This window comes from Polynucleobacter aenigmaticus (assembly GCF_002206635.1).
Taxonomy (GTDB): domain Bacteria; phylum Pseudomonadota; class Gammaproteobacteria; order Burkholderiales; family Burkholderiaceae; genus Polynucleobacter; species Polynucleobacter aenigmaticus.
The window spans coordinates 68,616-85,729 of record NZ_NGUO01000001.1 but is presented as its reverse complement, the minus strand read 5'-3'; the positions used below and the strand labels follow the sequence as shown (position 1 = coordinate 85,729).

Genomic DNA, 17,114 nt, shown 5'->3' with positions numbered 1-17,114 from the left:
AGGCAGATTTCTGCCTTTTTTTGCTTTTTGAGCCCTTGAATTCCCTCTTTTCGGCCCCATTTATTGAGTATCGATTTATTCGCAGTTTTACAAAATTACACATAACTTAATTTTTTGGAGCCATTATGGGAAAGATTATCGGAATTGACTTAGGAACCACAAACTCGTGCGTTTCTGTTGTTGAAAACAATGCACCTAAAGTTGTCGAGAACGCCGAAGGCGGCCGCACAACCCCATCCATCATTGCTTACGTTGAAGATGGCGAAGTATTGGTTGGCGCGCCCGCAAAACGCCAATCAGTTACCAACCCTAGAAATACTATTTACGCGGTGAAGCGTTTAATGGGCCGTAAATTTACTGATGCTGAAGTGCAAAAAGACATCGGCTTGATGCCTTACAAAATTGTTCAGGCAGATAATGGTGATGCATGGGTTGAAGCGCGCGACAAAAAAATGGCGCCACAACAAGTTTCTGCAGAAATTCTGCGAAAAATGAAAAAAACTGCCGAAGATTACCTCGGTGAAGAAGTGACTGAGGCGGTAATTACTGTTCCCGCTTACTTTAACGATAGCCAACGCCAAGCAACCAAAGATGCTGGTCGTATCGCTGGTTTGGATGTGAAGCGCATCATCAACGAGCCAACTGCAGCAGCATTGGCATTCGGCCTGGATAAACAAGACAAAGTTGATCGCAAGATCGCTGTGTATGACTTGGGCGGCGGTACGTTCGACGTTTCCATTATTGAAATCGCAAACGTAGATGGTGAGAAGCAGTTTGAAGTGCTCTCTACCAACGGTGACACCTTCTTAGGTGGCGAAGACTTTGACCAACGCATCATTGACTGGATCATTGCTGAGTTCAAGAAAGAACAGGGCGTCGATTTAAGTAAAGATGTATTGGCCTTGCAACGCTTGAAAGATGCCGCTGAAAAAGCCAAGATTGAATTGTCATCGGCTCAGCAAACTGACATCAATTTGCCGTACGTGACTGCTGACGCAAGCGGTCCTAAGCATTTGAACTTGAAGCTCACTCGCGCGAAGTTGGAGTCTTTGGTAGAGGAGTTGATCAACCGCACGGCTGGCCCTTGCTTGACTGCAATTAAAGATGCCGGCGTGAATCCTGCTGATATCGATGACGTGATCTTGGTTGGTGGTCAAACCCGTATGCCTGCTGTTCAGGACAAAGTAAAAGAGATTTTTGGTAAAGAGCCACGCAAAGACGTGAACCCAGACGAAGCGGTTGCTGTTGGTGCAGCGATTCAGGGTTCAGTATTGTCTGGAGATCGCAAAGACGTATTGCTCTTGGACGTTACCCCATTGTCTTTGGGTATCGAAACCTTGGGCGGCGTAATGACTAAGATGATTCCGAAGAACACCACTATTCCCACTAAGCATTCACAGGTGTATTCCACAGCAGAAGATAACCAGCCTGCAGTAACGATTAAGTGTTTCCAGGGTGAGCGTGAAATAGCGGTTGCCAACAAATTACTCGGCGAGTTTAATTTGGAAGGTATTGCTCCATCACAACGCGGTATGCCACAAATTGAAGTGACCTTTGATATTGATGCCAATGGTATTTTGCATGTCACTGCAAAAGACAAAACTACTGGTAAAGAGAACAAGATCACCATCAAGGCAAACTCTGGTCTGACTGAAGAAGAAATTCTACGTATGGTGAAAGATGCCGAAGCCAATGCCGATGAAGATAAAAAAGCATTGGAGCTGGTAACGGCCCGTAATACTGCTGATGCTTTGGCTCACTCTACCAAGAAGGCTTTGGAAGAGCATGGCGCTACTTTGGAAGCGTCCGAGAAAGAGGCTATCGAAGCTGCCTTGAAAGAATTAGACGAAGCAATCAAAGGCAGCGATAAAGCTGTAATTGAAGTCAAGACAGAAGCTTTGGGTAAAGCAAGTCAGAAGCTGGGCGAAAAGGCCATGGCTGCTGAACAGGCTAAAGCTGGTGGTGGTGCCGCTCCTGGCGCAGCACCTAGTGGCGCACAAGGCGCCGCTCCTGATGCTGATGTCGTAGATGCTGATTTCAAAGAAGTGGATGACAAGAAGTAATCCCGGATATTGAAGACCATTTAACGTAGTTTAGAAGTAATTTAATAACAAGTCGGCCTCGTGCCGACTTGTGTCATTCAGGTTGTTGAGAGGAATTTTGTGCCAAAAAGTAAACGCGATTATTACGAAGTGCTTGGTGTTGCAAGAGGTGCTAGCGATGAAGAGCTGAAAAAAGCTTATCGGAAGTTAGCCATGAAGCATCACCCTGATCGCAATCCCGATAGCAAAACAGCAGAAGCGCAATTTAAAGAAGTTAAAGAAGCTTATGAAGCATTAACTGACCCTAATAAACGCGCTGCTTATGATCAATACGGTCATGCGGGTGTGGATCAGTCCAGCGGTTTTGGCGGTGGCGGCTTCGGTGGTGGTGGCGGTGGTTTTGCGGATGCCTTCGGCGATATCTTCGGCGATATCTTCGGGCAAGGTGGCGGACGCCATGCGGGTCCGCAGGTCTATAAGGGCGCGGATTTACGGTACAACATGGAGGTCAGTCTCGAGCAAGCGGCCGAAGGTTACACCACTCAAATTCGGGTGCCGAGTTGGAGTAATTGCAAGCCATGTCATGGCACTGGCGCTGAACCTGGAAGTAAGGCGGAAAAATGTACAACTTGCGATGGTCATGGCCAAGTTCGCGTACAGCAAGGCTTCTTCTCAATGCAACAAACTTGCCCTAAGTGCCGCGGCACAGGCGAGTACCTCCCTAAGCCATGCAAAACTTGCCATGGTAGCGGCAAACATAAAGAACAGAAGACACTAGAAATCAAGATCCCCGCAGGCATTGATGACGGTATGCGCGTGCGCTCTGTTGGCAATGGTGAGCCAGGTATCAATGGCGGCCCATCTGGCGATCTCTATGTAGAAGTGAGAGTAAAACCCCATCAGGTGTTTGAGCGTGACGGCAGTGACTTACATGTCCAGATGCCAATCTCCTTTGCTGCTGCAACTATTGGCGGTGATATTGAAGTGCCAACTCTTTCAGGGCGGGTTGAATTCCCGATTCCTGAAGGTACGCAGACTGGTAAAACATTCCGCTTGCGTAATAAAGGCATTAAAGGATTGCGCTCAACTATGGTTGGTGACTTGTTTGTGCACGTTGCCGTTGAGACACCAGTCAAATTGACGGATGAGCAGAAAAAATTACTACAGAAGTTTGATGACAGCCTGAAATCTGGTGGTGATAAACATAACCCCCATCAAAAGGGTTGGTTTGAGGGCGTCAAAAGCTTCTTTAGTTAATGACTAGTCAGGAAGCTTAGCCAGCGAAGCCGTGTTCGGGTCCGGGAAACTTTCCGGATTTGACTTCTCGGACATAGGCTTTGACTGCCGCCTCAATAGAGGTCTGACCATCTAGGAAGTTTTTAACAAACTTGGGTGGCTTGCCAGGGCTAATGCCCAGCATATCTTGCAGCACTAATACTTGGCCGGAGCAATCTGCTCCTGCCCCAATTCCAATGGTTGGAATGGAAAGTGATTCAGTAATGAGCCTGCCTAATGAAGAGGGAATGGCTTCGAGCACAATCATTTGAGCGCCAGCCTGCTCGCAAGCAAGCGCTTGTTCCACCATGAGGTTAGCCGCATCTTTGGATTTACCTTGAACTTTATAGCCGCCCAAGATGTGAACAGACTGAGGCAGTAGGCCTAAGTGCGCACAAACAGGCACACTGCGTTCTACTAAATATTGAATGATGTCTATTTGCCAGTCACCACCTTCGAGCTTGACCATATCAGCACCAGCACGCATCAACTCTGCTGCTGAATCTAAGGCTTGTGCAGGATCGCCATAACTGGCAAAGGGAAGATCTGCAATCACAAAAGCATGTGAATTGGCACGAGCTACACATTCTGTGTGATACGCCACTTGTTCAACAGTGACGGGGGTAGTGCTACTGTGACCTTGAATCACATTGCCCAAGGAATCCCCAATCAGGATAGTTTCTACTCCGCAACGATTCAATAAGGCGGACATCGTTGAATCGTATGCCGTCAGCATCGTAATTTTCTCGCCCTCAGCACTCATGGAGAGGAGCTTAGAAATCGTTATTGGCTTTTCGCCTTGCAAGTAACCCATGGCATGAGTTTAATGAATTAATGCACCGATGGGCTATAAACGTCTTTTTCAACACAATTACAGTTGCGGCAAGGGAGTTTTTCAATGCGCTGATCGGCAACTTGAGGCAAATAGGTCTTGAGCTCACCCCAATTCGGCAAAAAGAAATCAGGGGCAATTTCTAGGAGTGGTAACAGGACAAAGGAACGTTCAATGATTTTTGGGTGGGGAAGGGTAAGCTCAGAATCTTCTTGAGATACGCCCTCAAAAGACAAAATATCTAAATCCAAAGTTCGGGGTGCGTTGGCATAAGGGCGCTCACGCCCAAACTCTTGCTCAACAGCTTGGCAGACATGCAATAGGCCATAAGGACTTAATTGGGTCTCGATTTCAATGACGGCATTAATGTAATCTCCGCCAGTAGCTTGAAAGGGAGCGCTTTGGTAAAAGCAGCTTTTAGTCAGAATTTGGAGTTCACAGCGCTGCGCAAGGCAAACAATCGCATCAGTAATGAGCTGACGCGTGTCACCAATATTGCCGCCAAATCCGATAAAAGCTCGAGCCATGTGCATCCCAAACAAAAAATAAAACGATACGAGACTACAAAATCTACTTTACTAAATTTTCCTCAAGTCCGCTTAGCTTGCTTCACCCTCGGCAGGTGAAGTGACTTTGGCTTTTCTGCGACGACGTCGCTTGGTAGGCGATGCGCTATTCCCACTCTCGTTCTTTACGCTAGCCATGAGGTCTTCCTGGCCGCTTGGATCTGCTTCAATAAAGTTAGTCCACCATTCACCTAAAGCGGGATTTTTCTCGCTAGTAGCGCAGCGCAGCAGCATAAAGTCATAACCCGCTCTAAAGCGAGGGGATTCAATAAGGCGATAAGGGTAGCGACCTACCCGTTTTTCAAAGCGGGGCTGCATGGACCAGATTTCTCGCATATCACTTTCAAAGCGACGCTGGATCACCATGCCACTACTTTGACTGGCGATAGTTTCATCCATCGCATCGTGCAATGCTGGGATATTGGAAACCCCTTTGGCAATATTTTTTTTCCAGTTACTTAAAAGATCGGGCCACAGCAGAGTGGCAAATAAGAATCCAGCGGAAACACTCTTACCAGATTGAATGCGTTCATCGGTATTGGCTAAAGCAATGCGAACAAAATCGTTAGCTTCTTTAGAGTCTGCCTTGTTATCCAGAATATGGTCAAGCAAAGGCAGGAGGCCGTGGTGCAGACCTGCATCTTTCAATCCCTGGATCGCCGCCCATGAATAGCCGGACATTAAGAGTTTGAGGATTTCATCAAACAGTCGTGCTGAAGGTACATCGTGAATGAGCTTACCAAGTTTAGCGATGGGAGCGCTTGTTGCTGCATCCAATGTAAAGCCTGTTTTGGCGGCAAAACGAATAGCGCGCAGCATGCGAATCGGATCTTCCCGATAGCGTTTAGCAGGATCACCAATCATGCGCAAAGTTTTCTTCTGCATGTCCGCCATACCGCCGTGATAGTCGAGTACAGTTTCAGTAGCAGGGTCGTAGTACATCGCATTGATGGTGAAATCTCGGCGCGCAGCATCTTCATGCTGGCTGCCCCAAACGTTGTCTCGCAAGATGCGACCATTCTCAGCTACATGCTCGCCAGCGTTCTCCAGCAAGGCTCTGAAGGTCGATACCTCAATAATTTCAGGTTGGCCCTTGCCAAAAAAAGTGACGTGCACAATCTGAAAGCGACGACCAATGAGGCGCGCTTTGCGGAATAGTTTTTGTACTTGCTCGGGGGTTGCATTGGTCGCTACATCAAAATCTTTAGGGCCAATGCCCAATGCTAAATCCCGAACTGCACCACCAACAATGAAAGCATCATAGCCAGCTTGCTGCAATGTATCCGTTACCTTCACTGCGTTCTTGGAAAGTAAATGAGGGTCAATGCGATGCGATTTTTTAGGAACGCGCTTTGGCGCACCTGATGTATGGGCTACAGTATGTCGGACCATGGGGTCGCGACGCAAAATACGTTTAATAAATTTGGTAATCATGCAAACAGTTCAAGTATGGGCCAGTGACGCTTTGAGGCTTCATCACGTAGGCGAGCATCTGGATTGGTAGCAACAGGATTGCTTACCTTTTCCAGGAGGGGTAAATCGTTCATGGAGTCTGAGTAAAAATAGCTTTGTGGTAATTGATCTAATACTAAATGTTGACTGGCAAGCCAATCGTGCACACGTTGAATTTTGCCCTCCCGAAAATTCGGGATCCCTTTTACTTCACCAGTGAAATTAGCAAGCGGGTTATCTCCTACGGTGGCTGGCTCAGTGGCAACTAAATGCTCGATACCAAAACTTTCCACGATAGGTCGCGTGACAAAACTATTGGTGGCGGTGACAACGCAGCAAAGATCGCCAGCATCTTGGTGGCGCTTCACTAGATCGACTGCCTGTTGACGTAGCTGACCAGTAATCACTTCGTGCATGAAGGCGTCATGCCATTCTTTGAGCTGCTCGCGAGAATGTTCTGACAGCGGTTTTAAAGCAAAGCGAAGAAATTGTTGGATATCGAGCTTGCCATCTTTGTAGTCTTGATAGAAGCGCTCATTTTGCTGCGCATAGTATTTGCTATCCACCGCTCCAATGCGAGCCAAGAACTGACCCCATTCGTAATCGCTATCGCAGGGGAGGAGGGTGTGATCTAAATCGAACAGTGCTATTTGAGTCATTAATATTTATTTAGGCTGTAAGAGCTCTCGTACAAGAGGCAAAGTTACGGCACGTTTTGTTTCTAGTGAATAAGCATCCAAAGCATCTATCAAAGCCATCAGGTTCGGCATATCCCGATAAAAGCGATTGAGTAGCCAAGGTAGTACATCTGGGGACAAAACCAAGCCACGCGCTTGCGCCGCTTGTTGTAATGCCTGTATTTTCTCATCATCGCCCAAAAGATGGGTTTGAAAGATTAAACCCCATCCTAGGCGGGTGCGCAGGTCTTCTCTGAGCTTGAGTGCGCCAGGAGCAGCATTGCCGGCCATAAAAATATGGATAGCCTTACTTCCTTGGATTTCATTCAGAATCCGAAATAAAGAGGCTACGAGGCGCTCATCTAGGCGATCTACGTCATCTACGGTAATGACAGAAGGCTGATTGCTGGTACTTAGGGAGGGAAGTCGCTCTTCAAGACTCACCCAAGAGATTGGTTCATTAGGGGTAAGAGGGAAATATTCCAGACCAAGTTCTTGCGCTGCAATGCCAATAGCGCTGAGCAGGTGGGTGCGTCCAGAGCCTTTCGGCCCCCACCAGTAGATCCAGCGTTGATTGAGGGGATTTTCACTGGCAAGTCTTGGGTGATTACTTTCCCAGGACTTCACGAGATCTTGCAGGGTGGAGTGCAGTGCGAGATTCTCACCGGCTAAAAAATTACTTAAGCTAGGCGTCGGTATATGACTGATATCGAGTGCAAATTGCCGTGGTAGCGGAGAGTTATTCATTGCTTCAGAAATTTACTTTTGGTACCACGGGCTTTGGGTGTAACGAGACCATCCGTACTGCAGCAGCACTAAACCTACTGCGCTAGTTGGTAGCGCCAGAAGTACCCCAAAAAATCCAAATAATTTTCCAAACAAGAGCAAGGCAAACAGCACGGCGACTGGATGTAGTCCGATCCGCTCGCCAACCAAACGGGGCGTTAAGAAAAAGCCTTCAATGAATTGACCTAGTCCATACAGGACTAGAACGCCAATGATTGCGCCGCTGGGGCCAAACTGCAAAAGGGCTGCAAGGATCGCCAAAGTGAAGCCTAGTGTGATGCCGATGTAAGGAATCACAATCATGAGCGCAGTAAATACACCTAATGCTGCTGAACCTTTAATGCCAATTACACTTAAACCAACGCTATAAAAAACAGACATGATAGAAATCACGATCAGCATGCCTCTGAGATATTGGGATAGCAAACCATCGGCATGCATCGCTAAGTGGTGCACAGTCTTTTGCGCACGGAGCGGCACTAGATTTCTGACAAGTTTAAAGAAGTGGTCCCAGTCGATCAAAAGATAAAACATCACAAACAGGATCAAAACGGAATTAACGAAGCCTGCAATGACAGAGCTGCCTGAGGTCAATACCGTCTCCAGGGTGGAGGACATTAGGGCATCGGAGTTGTCGTTGAGATGCTCCGTGATCTTCTGGGTAGCGCTAGTCTTGAGCGTGCCCCAGTCAAAATTAATATGAAGTTCATTTAACTTGGGCCCAAGCCAAGATTGGGTGTTTTGGACCCATTCTGGAAACTGGGCCTTGATGAGTGGGATTTCCGTTTTGAGGAGGGTAATAAAGAGGATCAAAATCGAAAATAGGACTGCCAGACCAATAATCATGGCAATTCCGGCGGCTGCCGCGCGAGGGAGGCGATGCCTCTCAAGCCACAAGCAAACAGGGCGCAAGGCATAAGCCAGAATAAATGCAGTCAGAAAAGGGGTAAAAATTTCAGCCATCTTGCTCGAATCCTCTAGAATTCAGTGATTCTACCGACCAAGTAGTGTTTTTTACTAATCCTCTATCTCTGCCATGACCTCATCTACTGATTCTTCCTCAAAAGGCCTTTCCTACCGTGACGCTGGTGTCGATATTGACGCTGGAGACGATTTGGTTGACCGTATTAAGCCTTTGGCTAAGAAAACCATGCGCGAAGGCGTACTTGCCGGGATTGGCGGCTTTGGCGCCCTGTTTGAGGTCCCAAAGCGCTACAAAGAGCCAGTTCTTGTATCTGGTACTGACGGTGTAGGTACGAAGCTCAGGTTAGCCTTTGAATGGAATCGTCACGATACGATTGGCCAGGATTTGGTGGCCATGAGCGTGAACGATATTTTGGTGCAAGGTGCTGAACCCCTCTTTTTCTTAGATTACTTTGCTTGCGGCAAGCTCACTGTTGATACTGCTGCAACCGTGGTGGGTGGAATTGCGATGGGCTGCGAGCTCTCTGGTTGCGCCCTTATCGGTGGTGAAACTGCTGAGATGCCTGGTATGTACCCTCCGGGTGAATACGATTTGGCCGGCTTTGCTGTTGGTGCCGTTGAAAAATCCAAAATCATTACTGGTGCGACGATTGTTCCGGGCGACGTGGTTTTGGCAATTGGTTCTAGTGGTGCACATTCCAATGGTTATTCATTGGTTCGAAAAATTATTGAGCGCGCTGGCGCTAAGCCAACCGATGACCTGGGTGGCCGTCCTCTAGGCGATGTTGTGATGGCCCCAACACAAATTTACGTCAAACCACTTCTCAAGCTCATCTCTGAGATTAATGTGAAGGGTATGGCTCACATTACTGGTGGTGGCCTCGTGGATAACGTACCGCGCGTACTTCCAGAAAATACTCAAGCCGTCTTGCATCGCGACAGCTGGCAAATGCCAGAACTCTTCCGCTGGCTGCAGATGAAGGGTGGCGTGGCTGATGCCGAAATGGTGCGTGTATTTAACTGCGGTATTGGTATGGTGGTGATTATGTCTGCTGATCAAGTGGATGTGGCAATCACCTCACTCAAGGCTGAAGGCTTAAATGCTTGGACTGTTGGTGAGGTTGTAGAGCGTCCAACTGGTGCTCCACAAACCATCGTTATCTAAGATTTTGTTTGCAGTACTCTAGGGCAGCCTTCAACTCATTGGGGTTGAAGGGGTCAAAAGTGTTTCTTCCGGCAATGGCTCGCAACCAAGTGAGCTGCCTTTTGCCTAGTTGCCTTGTAGCCGCTAGTGCTTTGTAGCGCATCTCCTCTTGATCAACTGCGCCATTTAAATATTCCCAGACTTGTCGATATCCAACTGAACGAATAGCAGGCAAGTCGGCATGCAGCCCTGGATTGTTTCTCAACGCCTCAACTTCTTCTAGTAGTCCACCAGCTAGCATTTCATCAAAGCGTTTTTCTAAATTCTGATGTAGGCGTGAGCGATCACTTGGCTCTAGTGATATCAGATTAATCCATTCGGGAATAGCAGACCCTTCCCTGCCATCTTCACTTGGTGACTCCGCCAATAGTTCGGACATGGGTTTGCCAGTGATTTCATAAACCTCTAGAGCGCGTTGCACTCGTTGAGAATCGTTGGGCTGTAAACGTGCGGCAGTCACAGAGTCGACTTTGGCTAATTCAGCATGCATAGCAGGCCAGCCAATCATTTTCCCTTGTTCGTCTAGGCGGGCGCGAATTTCTGGATCGGCTGGTGGAAGTGAGGAAAGGCCATGGGCCCATGCACGCCAATACAACATCGTTCCACCCACCACGACAGGAATGTGTCCTCGCGCACTAATTTCTTCACACAGTCGTTTGGTATCGTTCGCAAAGCGCGCTGCTGAATACGACTCAGTGGGTTCCAAAATATCAATCAGGTGGTGCTGAACTGCTGCCTGCTCAGCCTTAGTTGGCTTAGCGCTACCAATATCTAGTCCGCAATACACCAGGGCAGAGTCCATACTGATTAATTCAATGGTTTGACCAATAGATTTGGCATGCTCTGCTAAAGCCATGGCGAGATGGGTTTTGCCTGCGCCCGTGGGGCCAACAATACAAAGTATGGGTGGCTGATCAGGTAAATGCGTAGGCTGAATGTGGGGTTCAGTTTGCATAGCTCATTATAAGAATGAAATGTAGCAAGCTGTATTGCCAGCCTGTTAATATCCTTGCAAACATAAAGGAACGCCAGTTGATCGACACCCTATTGCAACTCAGTGATTTGTTATTGCATATTGATCGCCATCTTGATGTGGTGATTCAGCAGTATGGATACTGGGCTTATGGCCTGCTATTTGCCATCGTATTTGCTGAGACAGGCTTGGTCGTTGCCCCTTTTTTGCCGGGTGATTCACTGTTGTTTATTGCGGGCGCCTATTGTGCTACTGAGCACTTCAATCTGTGGACTCTTTGTATTGGCTTATTGATTGCCGCTATCGGTGGCAATACCGTGAACTACTTTATCGGCCGTTGGATTGGTCACCGTATTTTTAGCAGTGAATCTCGCTGGATTGACCAGGCAGCCTTGCGTAAGACGCATTCTTTTTATGAGAAGCATGGCGGCAAGACGATTATTGTTGCGCGTTTCTTGCCGATCATTCGCACCTTTGCACCGTTTGTTGCTGGCGTATCAGAAATGAACTTTTCGCGCTTCCAGTTTTTTAACATTACTGGCGCAGTCTTGTGGGTATTTGGATTGGTAGTGGCCGGCTACTTCTTTGGCAACATTCCGATCATTCGTCAGAATCTCAATGTCATCGTGTTGATTGGTATTGGCGCTGCTGCTATTCCGATTGTGTTGGCCGCTGCATACAAAATCTTTCAGCGCAAAAAGAAATAAGCAGCAGTAATCAGTAATCTTTTTGAGAGTACTGAGCTTAATAGCTTAATGCAGCTTGGTTTGACTCTCGAGCGTGGCGATGTGCTCTCGAATATCTACTGCATCTTCAGCGCCCGGCATTTCACTTAAGTAGTGATGTAGATCAGCTATAGCAGGGCGCACGTATTCTAGTTGCGCAAAGATCAAGCCGCGGTCGCGCACTTCTTCGGTCGAATCTGGTAGCAAGATCACCAGACGCTCTTGAATTCCAAGTAGACGCTCCCAACGCTCATCCTCTGAATAAATCATTTTGAGATTTCTCATAAAGCGTGAGAGGATTTCTCGGGCGCTGGAAGCGCGCAAGAAAATATTCAGCGGTAAGCTGAGTTCACCACGATAGCCTTTGGCATCGAGGTAAGGGTCGAGCATTTCCTGTAATTGATTCTTGGATAGAGAATCACCAGTCAATGGATCCATGATGATTTCGCCCTGCTGGAGAGAGATGCGCATCATGAAGTGATTTGGAAAAGAGATGCCACGAATATTTAAGCCAATTTGCTGGCCGAGCTCCATCATCAAAATAGCTAGTGAGATAGGAATGCCGCGACGATTTTCAATAATCTGATGGAGATAAGAATTCTCAGGTGCGTAGAAGTCATTGGGGTTTGGACCAAAGCCTAGCTCGTTATAAAAGAAATGCTTTAACAGTTGCAGGCGCTGAATCGGTGGTGTATCTGGGGTAATTTGTTTCTTGAGCTTATTACCCCATTGATCGATCTTATCGAGTACGCCTTGCACATCCAGGTCGGGGTAGGCGTGCTGCGCTACTGCTACTGCTGCCTCGGTCAAAGGGAAGTGTTCGTCCTCAGCAACCAGTGAGGTGAAGTAGTCGAGTTGTTGTGTTGGCATATCAGCTATTTTGCATGACGCAGGAATTTTTGCCAGCGGATGCCAACAAGGGCGAGAGCTCCAAAGTAAATTACTGCAGCCGCACTAAGCCAAGCAGCCAATAATCCAACTCTGGTCCAAGGAGTTTGCTGAAGCGCAATCCAATCATGCGCAGTAGCTGCGTAATACAAGAGGAGTGAGAAGGGGATTAAAGCCAGCAGAAGTTGGCTCAAATACTTAAGCCAGGCAGCACTAGGAAGGGCGCCACGTCGATGCAGGCCTACCCAAAGTAGTGTCGCGTTGAGACAGGCGCCAGCGCCAATGGACAGCGCTAGTCCTGCATGCCCGAGCCAGGGAACAAAAACCACATTGGCTAATTGCGTTGCCACTAAAACGAGCAAGCCAATTTTTACCGGAGTACGGATATCTTGACGTGAGTAAAACCCAGGAGCCAGGATCTTTACCAAAATGAGGCCAATCAATCCAACACCATAAGCTGCTAATGCACGTTGCGTCATCAATACATCGAGAGCAGTAAATTTCCCGTAGTGATACAAGACTGCTGCGAGAGGCTCGCCAAAAATAAAGAGGGCAATAGCGCAAGGGGCCGCAAGTAGGAAGGTGAGTTGCAATCCCCAAATTAATAGTTCGCCAGCGTGAACCAAATCATTATTCGCATTTGCTTTACTGAGGCTAGGGAGAAGGACGGTGCCTAATGCAACACCCAAAAGTGCTGTCGGAAACTCCATTAAACGATCGGCATAAGACAGCCAAGAAACGCTGCCTGTTTGTAAACGTGAGGCGATATTAGTGTTGATGATGAGAGAAATTTGGGCGACGGATACTGCAAACACAGCTGGCCCCATCAATTTCATAACCCGACGAGCATCCGGATTTTTAATGGCTGTCGCAATCGCTCCAGGCAGCAATCCCACTTTTGGCAATAGGCCAAGGCGAGAAAGTGCCGGTACTTGAATCGCGAGTTGCAAGAAGCCGCCCAAGAGAACGCCAATGCTCAGGGCATAAATAGGTTGCTCTAGGTGGGGTGCTAAAAAGATTGCGCTACCGATAAGGGCTAAATTGAGTAAAACCGGGGTAAAGGCGGGAATGGCAAAGCGCCCAAAGGTGTTGAGAATTCCCGCAGACAAGGAAACCATCGAAATCAGGCCGATATAAGGAAACATGATGCGGGTCATGACTACGCTGGCTTCATATGCGGGCCCGCCTTTAAAGCCAGTGGCGATGGCTAGAATCAGCAAGGGCGCGCCGATTACCCCCAGCAGTACCGTGAGCAGTAAAGCCCAAAATAAGAGCGTGGCAACGGCATTTACGAGGATTTGGGACTGCTTTACATCCCCTTTGCTGGAAATTTCCCCCAAAATAGGCACAAATGCCTGGGAAAAGGCTCCTTCAGCGAAGAGCCGGCGCAGCAAATTCGGTAGTCTGAAGGCCACATTAAAGGCGTCAGTCCACTCAGAAGCCCCAAAACTACGGGCAATCAGGGTTTCCCGGAGAAGTCCGGTAATCCTGGAGAGCATTGTGAGGGAGCTAACCTTAGCAGCAGCTGAAAGCAGATTCATGGGCTAATTTTCCCCTATTTATCAAGTGGCTGGGCTTTTTTAGTCCTTTAATGTAAAATCTTGGGTTTTGGTGAGTCAGCTTACAAATTTGGCGAACCCACACAGAATTTTAGTTAACCGTATTTTGTAATTTTTATATAGCAAGGTTTAAAGATGGCCAATACCGCACAAGCGCGTAAACGCGCACGGCAGGCAGTAAAACAGAATGAACACAACTCTAGCTTGCGTTCAAAGCTCCGCACTTCCATTAAGGCAGTTCGTAAAGCAATTGAAACTGGCGACAAGGATGTTGCAGCAAAAATCTTTGCAGCGACTCAGTCAACAATCGATAAGATTGCTGACAAAAAGATTGCTCACAAGAACACTGCATCACGTCAGAAGTCACGTTTGTCTGCAGCTATTAAGGCAATGGCAGCGTAAGACTTTTATAGTTTTAGGCAGGCTCTAGATTGATCTGGGCCTAAGCCCGCTCCTTATCAGAGCGGGTTTTTGTTTTTAGGACTGAGAGCGCGAATTCGGCTCGAATTCGCAGGCTTCTTCGATTGGCAGGCTGTTGTCTTTGGCGAAGTTCATGACAAAGTCGAGTGCTCTCGGATCAAGGTCTCTTAGTCTGGTATCAATAACAACGCATTTCACTGTGGCAATGACCACTGGCCTGACATAAGGCGAGTAAGTGAAGCGGGGGTCGCCAGCATCGCCTGGCGGGCGAAAAGTGGCCATTACTCCGCAAAGACGTTCGGCCCAGTCGCTGGGGCGGAAAGGTTTGCCAGAAGTTGTAATGCCTTGAATGAAAAGCTTTTTGTGGTTCAAGTTGGCGTAGAAATCGTTGTAATGAATAAGTGTTGCTCAGCCCTCTAGCTTAACAGTCTGAGATGGCCTTAAGATGACTTTAGGAACTATTTTCGTGCAGTTCGATGCCCAAACAAACAATGCAAGCTAAAACTCAAGTAGAAAGCTCAACTATGACATCTTTGGCAAAGCCTCAAGTGCCTGGCCAGGCTAAGCATTACTTGCAGTTTGCCGACCTGACTCGCGAGGAGTATGACTATCTGCTCAAGCGTGCTGCTTGGCTTAAGACCAAGTTTAAAAGTTATGAGACTTGGCATCCCTTACACGACCGCACCTTGGCGATGATTTTTGAGAAGCACTCCACTCGTACTCGCCTCTCCTTTGAGGCAGGTATACACCAGCTTGGTGGCCATGCCGTTTACCTGAACACCCGAGACACCCAGCTAGGCCGTGGCGAGCCTGTAGAGGACGCTGCGCAGGTGATTTCACGGATGACGGACATCATCATGATCCGCACCTTCGGTCAAGAGATTATTGAGCGCTTTGCGGCTAATTCTCGTGTGCCAGTGATTAATGGCCTAACCAATGAATTTCACCCTTGCCAAGTTTTGGCTGATATTTTTACTTTTGTAGAGGCGCGCGGCCCAATTCAAGGAAGAACAGTTGCTTGGGTGGGTGATGCCAACAATATGGCCTATACCTGGATACAGGCTGCTGAGTGTCTAGATTTTCAGATTCGCTTTTCTGCACCAGGGGGCTATCAGCTGGACAGTTCAAGACTGACTGCCAAAGCGTTGAAACACCTTACTGTTTGCGCTGATCCGATGAATGCCTGCAAAGACGCTGACTTAGTCACCACTGATGTGTGGACTAGCATGGGGTACGAAGATGAAAATACTTCCCGTATGACTGCCTTCAAAGACTGGATGGTTGATGAAGAGTTAATGGCATTGGCTAAGCCGAATGCATTATTCATGCATTGCTTGCCAGCGCATCGTGGTGAAGAGGTTTCTGCGGAAGTGATTGATGGCCCTCAAAGCATTGTCTGGGAAGAAGCAGAAAATCGTTTACATGTTCAAAAGGCTTTGATGGAGTATTTGCTCTGCGGCCGTTTGGATTAATTTTTAAAGTAATTTGCCTTAGTTATTTATTGATTCATTTTTTTGATTGAATAGAAATCATGTCTGATATTAAAAAAGTAGTTTTAGCGTATTCCGGTGGTCTTGATACTAGCGTGATCTTGAAATGGCTTCAAGATACCTATCAATGCGAGATTGTTACTTTCACTGCCGATTTGGGTCAGGGTGAAGAGCTTGAGCCAGCGCGCGCTAAAGCGCTGCAATTTGGCATCAAGCCAGAGAATATTTATATCGATGACTTGCGTGAAGAGTTTGTACGTGATTTTGTATTTCCGATGTTCCGTGCCAACACGATTTACGAAGGCGAATATTTATTGGGTACCTCAATCGCACGCCCACTTATTGCTAAGCGTCAAATTGAGATTGCTCGTTTGACTGGCGCAGACTCTGTATCGCACGGTGCGACTGGCAAAGGTAATGACCAGGTACGCTTCGAATTGGGTTACTACGCACTCGAGCCAGGAATTAAAGTCATTGCTCCGTGGCGCGAGTGGGATCTACTCTCTCGTGAAAAGCTTATGGCTTATGCGGAGAAGCATGGCATTCCCGTTGAGATGAAGCACAAGCAGGGTGGTTCACCCTATTCAATGGATGCCAACTTATTGCATATCAGCTACGAGGGTCGTCACCTTGAGAACCCTAATGCCGAGGCAGAAGAGTCGATGTGGCGTTGGACTGTATCCCCTGAAAAAGCTCCTGACGCTGCAGAAATTATTGAAATTGAATTCCGCGCGGGTGATCCAGTAGCGATTAATGGAAAAGCCTACAAGCCGCATGAGTTGTTGGCTGAGCTCAATCGTATTGGTGGCATGCATGGTATTGGTCGCTTGGATTTGGTTGAGAACCGCTTTGTTGGTATGAAGAGCCGTGGTTGTTACGAAACCCCTGGCGGCACCATCTTGTTGAAAGCCCATCGCGGTATTGAGAGCATTACTTTAGATCGCGAAGTTGCGCATCTTAAGGATGACCTGATGCCACGCTACGCTAGCTTGATCTACAACGGTTTATGGTGGGCGCCAGAGCGCCTCGCTTTGCAAACCTTGATCGATCATACTCAACAGATGGTGAACGGTGTAGTGCGCTTGAAGCTCTACAAGGGATCTGTATCGGTGATCTCACGTGATTCCGCGAATACCTTGTTTGATCAGACGATTGCTACCTTTGATGATGATGGTGGCGCATATAACCAGGCGGACGCTGGCGGCTTTATTAAGCTCAATGCATTGCGTATGCGGATTGCTGAAACTGCAAGACGCAAACGCGCCAAGTAATTAATATCAACAGTAAATAAAAACGGATTA

General features: G+C 47.7%; 17 protein-coding genes. 7 read left to right on the top strand and 10 right to left on the bottom strand.

What is annotated here, in order from left to right; translation table 11 throughout:
* Positions 1-125: 125 nt before the first annotated feature.
* Together dnaK and dnaJ are read left to right on the top strand one after the other, a co-directional pair.
* The gene (gene dnaK, locus CBI30_RS00390; protein ID WP_088526370.1) at positions 126-2,063 is read left to right on the top strand and encodes a molecular chaperone DnaK; all 1,938 of its coding nucleotides are present in this window, start codon (positions 126-128) and stop codon (positions 2,061-2,063) included.
* Between the two features lie 99 nt (positions 2,064-2,162).
* Positions 2,163-3,299 carry a molecular chaperone DnaJ gene (gene dnaJ / locus CBI30_RS00385; RefSeq protein WP_088526411.1) on the top strand — a complete coding sequence of 379 codons (1,137 nt, stop codon included), beginning with the start codon at positions 2,163-2,165 and terminating at the stop codon, positions 3,297-3,299.
* Positions 3,300-3,315: 16 nt separating this feature from the next.
* On the opposite strand, the gene panB is transcribed toward dnaJ, so the two are convergent.
* The 6 genes from panB to CBI30_RS00355 all read right to left on the bottom strand — a co-directional run bounded on the left by panB (position 3,316) and on the right by CBI30_RS00355 (position 8,593).
* Positions 3,316-4,131: a 3-methyl-2-oxobutanoate hydroxymethyltransferase gene (gene panB / locus CBI30_RS00380; protein ID WP_088526369.1), complete on the bottom strand. Its 816-nt coding sequence runs from the start codon at positions 4,129-4,131 to the stop codon at positions 3,316-3,318.
* A gap of 17 nt (positions 4,132-4,148) precedes the next feature.
* Positions 4,149-4,676 carry a 2-amino-4-hydroxy-6-hydroxymethyldihydropteridine diphosphokinase gene (folK, locus tag CBI30_RS00375; protein WP_088526368.1) on the bottom strand — a complete coding sequence of 176 codons (528 nt, stop codon included), beginning with the start codon at positions 4,674-4,676 and terminating at the stop codon, positions 4,149-4,151.
* Positions 4,677-4,748: 72 nt separating this feature from the next.
* A complete protein-coding gene (gene pcnB / locus CBI30_RS00370; protein WP_088526367.1) occupies positions 4,749-6,149 on the bottom strand; it encodes a polynucleotide adenylyltransferase PcnB in 1,401 nt (466 codons plus the stop codon).
* Positions 6,146-6,826 (bottom strand): histidinol-phosphatase, encoded by a 681-nt coding sequence (locus tag CBI30_RS00365; RefSeq protein ID WP_088526366.1) that lies wholly within the window; start codon positions 6,824-6,826, stop codon positions 6,146-6,148. Before CBI30_RS00365 ends, pcnB begins: the two co-directional genes overlap by 4 nt.
* Before the next feature lie 6 nt (positions 6,827-6,832).
* Positions 6,833-7,591, bottom strand: a complete 759-nt coding sequence (hda, locus tag CBI30_RS00360) for a DnaA regulatory inactivator Hda (RefSeq protein WP_088526365.1) — start codon at positions 7,589-7,591, stop codon at positions 6,833-6,835.
* 12 nt (positions 7,592-7,603) lie between these two features.
* A complete protein-coding gene (locus CBI30_RS00355; RefSeq protein ID WP_088526364.1) occupies positions 7,604-8,593 on the bottom strand; it encodes an AI-2E family transporter in 990 nt (329 codons plus the stop codon).
* A 73-nt stretch (positions 8,594-8,666) separates the two neighbouring features.
* Between CBI30_RS00355 and purM the strand changes: the two genes are divergently transcribed.
* Complete coding sequence (gene purM, locus CBI30_RS00350; protein WP_088526363.1) at positions 8,667-9,719, top strand: phosphoribosylformylglycinamidine cyclo-ligase; 1,053 nt, start codon at positions 8,667-8,669, stop codon at positions 9,717-9,719.
* On the opposite strand, the gene miaA is transcribed toward purM, so the two are convergent.
* The gene (gene miaA / locus CBI30_RS00345) at positions 9,712-10,713 is read right to left on the bottom strand and encodes a tRNA (adenosine(37)-N6)-dimethylallyltransferase MiaA (protein ID WP_088526362.1); all 1,002 of its coding nucleotides are present in this window, start codon (positions 10,711-10,713) and stop codon (positions 9,712-9,714) included. The two genes, purM and miaA, sit on opposite strands and share 8 nt — an antisense overlap.
* An 80-nt stretch (positions 10,714-10,793) precedes the next feature.
* Here miaA and CBI30_RS00340 point away from each other — a divergent pair, with 80 nt between their 5' ends.
* On the top strand, positions 10,794-11,438 hold the full coding sequence (locus CBI30_RS00340) for a VTT domain-containing protein (RefSeq protein WP_088526410.1): 645 nt from the start codon (positions 10,794-10,796) through the stop codon (positions 11,436-11,438).
* A gap of 45 nt (positions 11,439-11,483) precedes the next feature.
* On the opposite strand, the gene CBI30_RS00335 is transcribed toward CBI30_RS00340, so the two are convergent.
* Both CBI30_RS00335 and murJ read right to left on the bottom strand, forming a co-directional pair.
* A complete protein-coding gene (locus CBI30_RS00335; RefSeq protein WP_088526361.1) occupies positions 11,484-12,326 on the bottom strand; it encodes a SirB1 family protein in 843 nt (280 codons plus the stop codon).
* A 5-nt stretch (positions 12,327-12,331) separates the two neighbouring features.
* A complete protein-coding gene (murJ, locus tag CBI30_RS00330) occupies positions 12,332-13,885 on the bottom strand; it encodes a murein biosynthesis integral membrane protein MurJ (protein ID WP_088526360.1) in 1,554 nt (517 codons plus the stop codon).
* Between the two features lie 153 nt (positions 13,886-14,038).
* Here murJ and rpsT point away from each other — a divergent pair, with 153 nt between their 5' ends.
* On the top strand, positions 14,039-14,305 hold the full coding sequence (gene rpsT / locus CBI30_RS00325; RefSeq protein WP_088526359.1) for a 30S ribosomal protein S20: 267 nt from the start codon (positions 14,039-14,041) through the stop codon (positions 14,303-14,305).
* A 75-nt stretch (positions 14,306-14,380) separates the two neighbouring features.
* Here rpsT and CBI30_RS00320 read toward each other — a convergent pair whose 3' ends face one another.
* Positions 14,381-14,695 carry a DUF3579 domain-containing protein gene (locus tag CBI30_RS00320; RefSeq protein WP_088526358.1) on the bottom strand — a complete coding sequence of 105 codons (315 nt, stop codon included), beginning with the start codon at positions 14,693-14,695 and terminating at the stop codon, positions 14,381-14,383.
* Between the two features lie 152 nt (positions 14,696-14,847).
* Here CBI30_RS00320 and argF point away from each other — a divergent pair, with 152 nt between their 5' ends.
* Together argF and CBI30_RS00310 are read left to right on the top strand one after the other, a co-directional pair.
* Positions 14,848-15,795 (top strand): ornithine carbamoyltransferase, encoded by a 948-nt coding sequence (gene argF / locus CBI30_RS00315; protein ID WP_206075508.1) that lies wholly within the window; start codon positions 14,848-14,850, stop codon positions 15,793-15,795.
* Positions 15,796-15,854: 59 nt separating this feature from the next.
* Positions 15,855-17,084 carry an argininosuccinate synthase gene (locus CBI30_RS00310; RefSeq protein WP_088526357.1) on the top strand — a complete coding sequence of 410 codons (1,230 nt, stop codon included), beginning with the start codon at positions 15,855-15,857 and terminating at the stop codon, positions 17,082-17,084.
* Positions 17,085-17,114: the final 30 nt, after the last annotated feature.

Coding starts and splice junctions, on each gene's coding strand:
- dnaK (WP_088526370.1), top strand. CDS start 126: ATGGGAAAGATTATCGGAATTGACTTAGGAACCACAAACTCGTGCGTT.
- panB (WP_088526369.1), bottom strand. CDS start 4,131: ATGGGTTACTTGCAAGGCGAAAAGCCAATAACGATTTCTAAGCTCCTC.
- folK (WP_088526368.1), bottom strand. CDS start 4,676: ATGGCTCGAGCTTTTATCGGATTTGGCGGCAATATTGGTGACACGCGT.
- pcnB (WP_088526367.1), bottom strand. CDS start 6,149: ATGATTACCAAATTTATTAAACGTATTTTGCGTCGCGACCCCATGGTC.
- CBI30_RS00365 (WP_088526366.1), bottom strand. CDS start 6,826: ATGACTCAAATAGCACTGTTCGATTTAGATCACACCCTCCTCCCCTGC.
- hda (WP_088526365.1), bottom strand. CDS start 7,591: ATGAATAACTCTCCGCTACCACGGCAATTTGCACTCGATATCAGTCAT.
- CBI30_RS00355 (WP_088526364.1), bottom strand. CDS start 8,593: ATGGCTGAAATTTTTACCCCTTTTCTGACTGCATTTATTCTGGCTTAT.
- purM (WP_088526363.1), top strand. CDS start 8,667: ATGACCTCATCTACTGATTCTTCCTCAAAAGGCCTTTCCTACCGTGAC.
- miaA (WP_088526362.1), bottom strand. CDS start 10,713: ATGCAAACTGAACCCCACATTCAGCCTACGCATTTACCTGATCAGCCA.
- CBI30_RS00335 (WP_088526361.1), bottom strand. CDS start 12,326: ATGCCAACACAACAACTCGACTACTTCACCTCACTGGTTGCTGAGGAC.
- murJ (WP_088526360.1), bottom strand. CDS start 13,885: ATGAATCTGCTTTCAGCTGCTGCTAAGGTTAGCTCCCTCACAATGCTC.
- rpsT (WP_088526359.1), top strand. CDS start 14,039: ATGGCCAATACCGCACAAGCGCGTAAACGCGCACGGCAGGCAGTAAAA.
- argF (WP_206075508.1), top strand. CDS start 14,848: ATGACATCTTTGGCAAAGCCTCAAGTGCCTGGCCAGGCTAAGCATTAC.
- CBI30_RS00310 (WP_088526357.1), top strand. CDS start 15,855: ATGTCTGATATTAAAAAAGTAGTTTTAGCGTATTCCGGTGGTCTTGAT.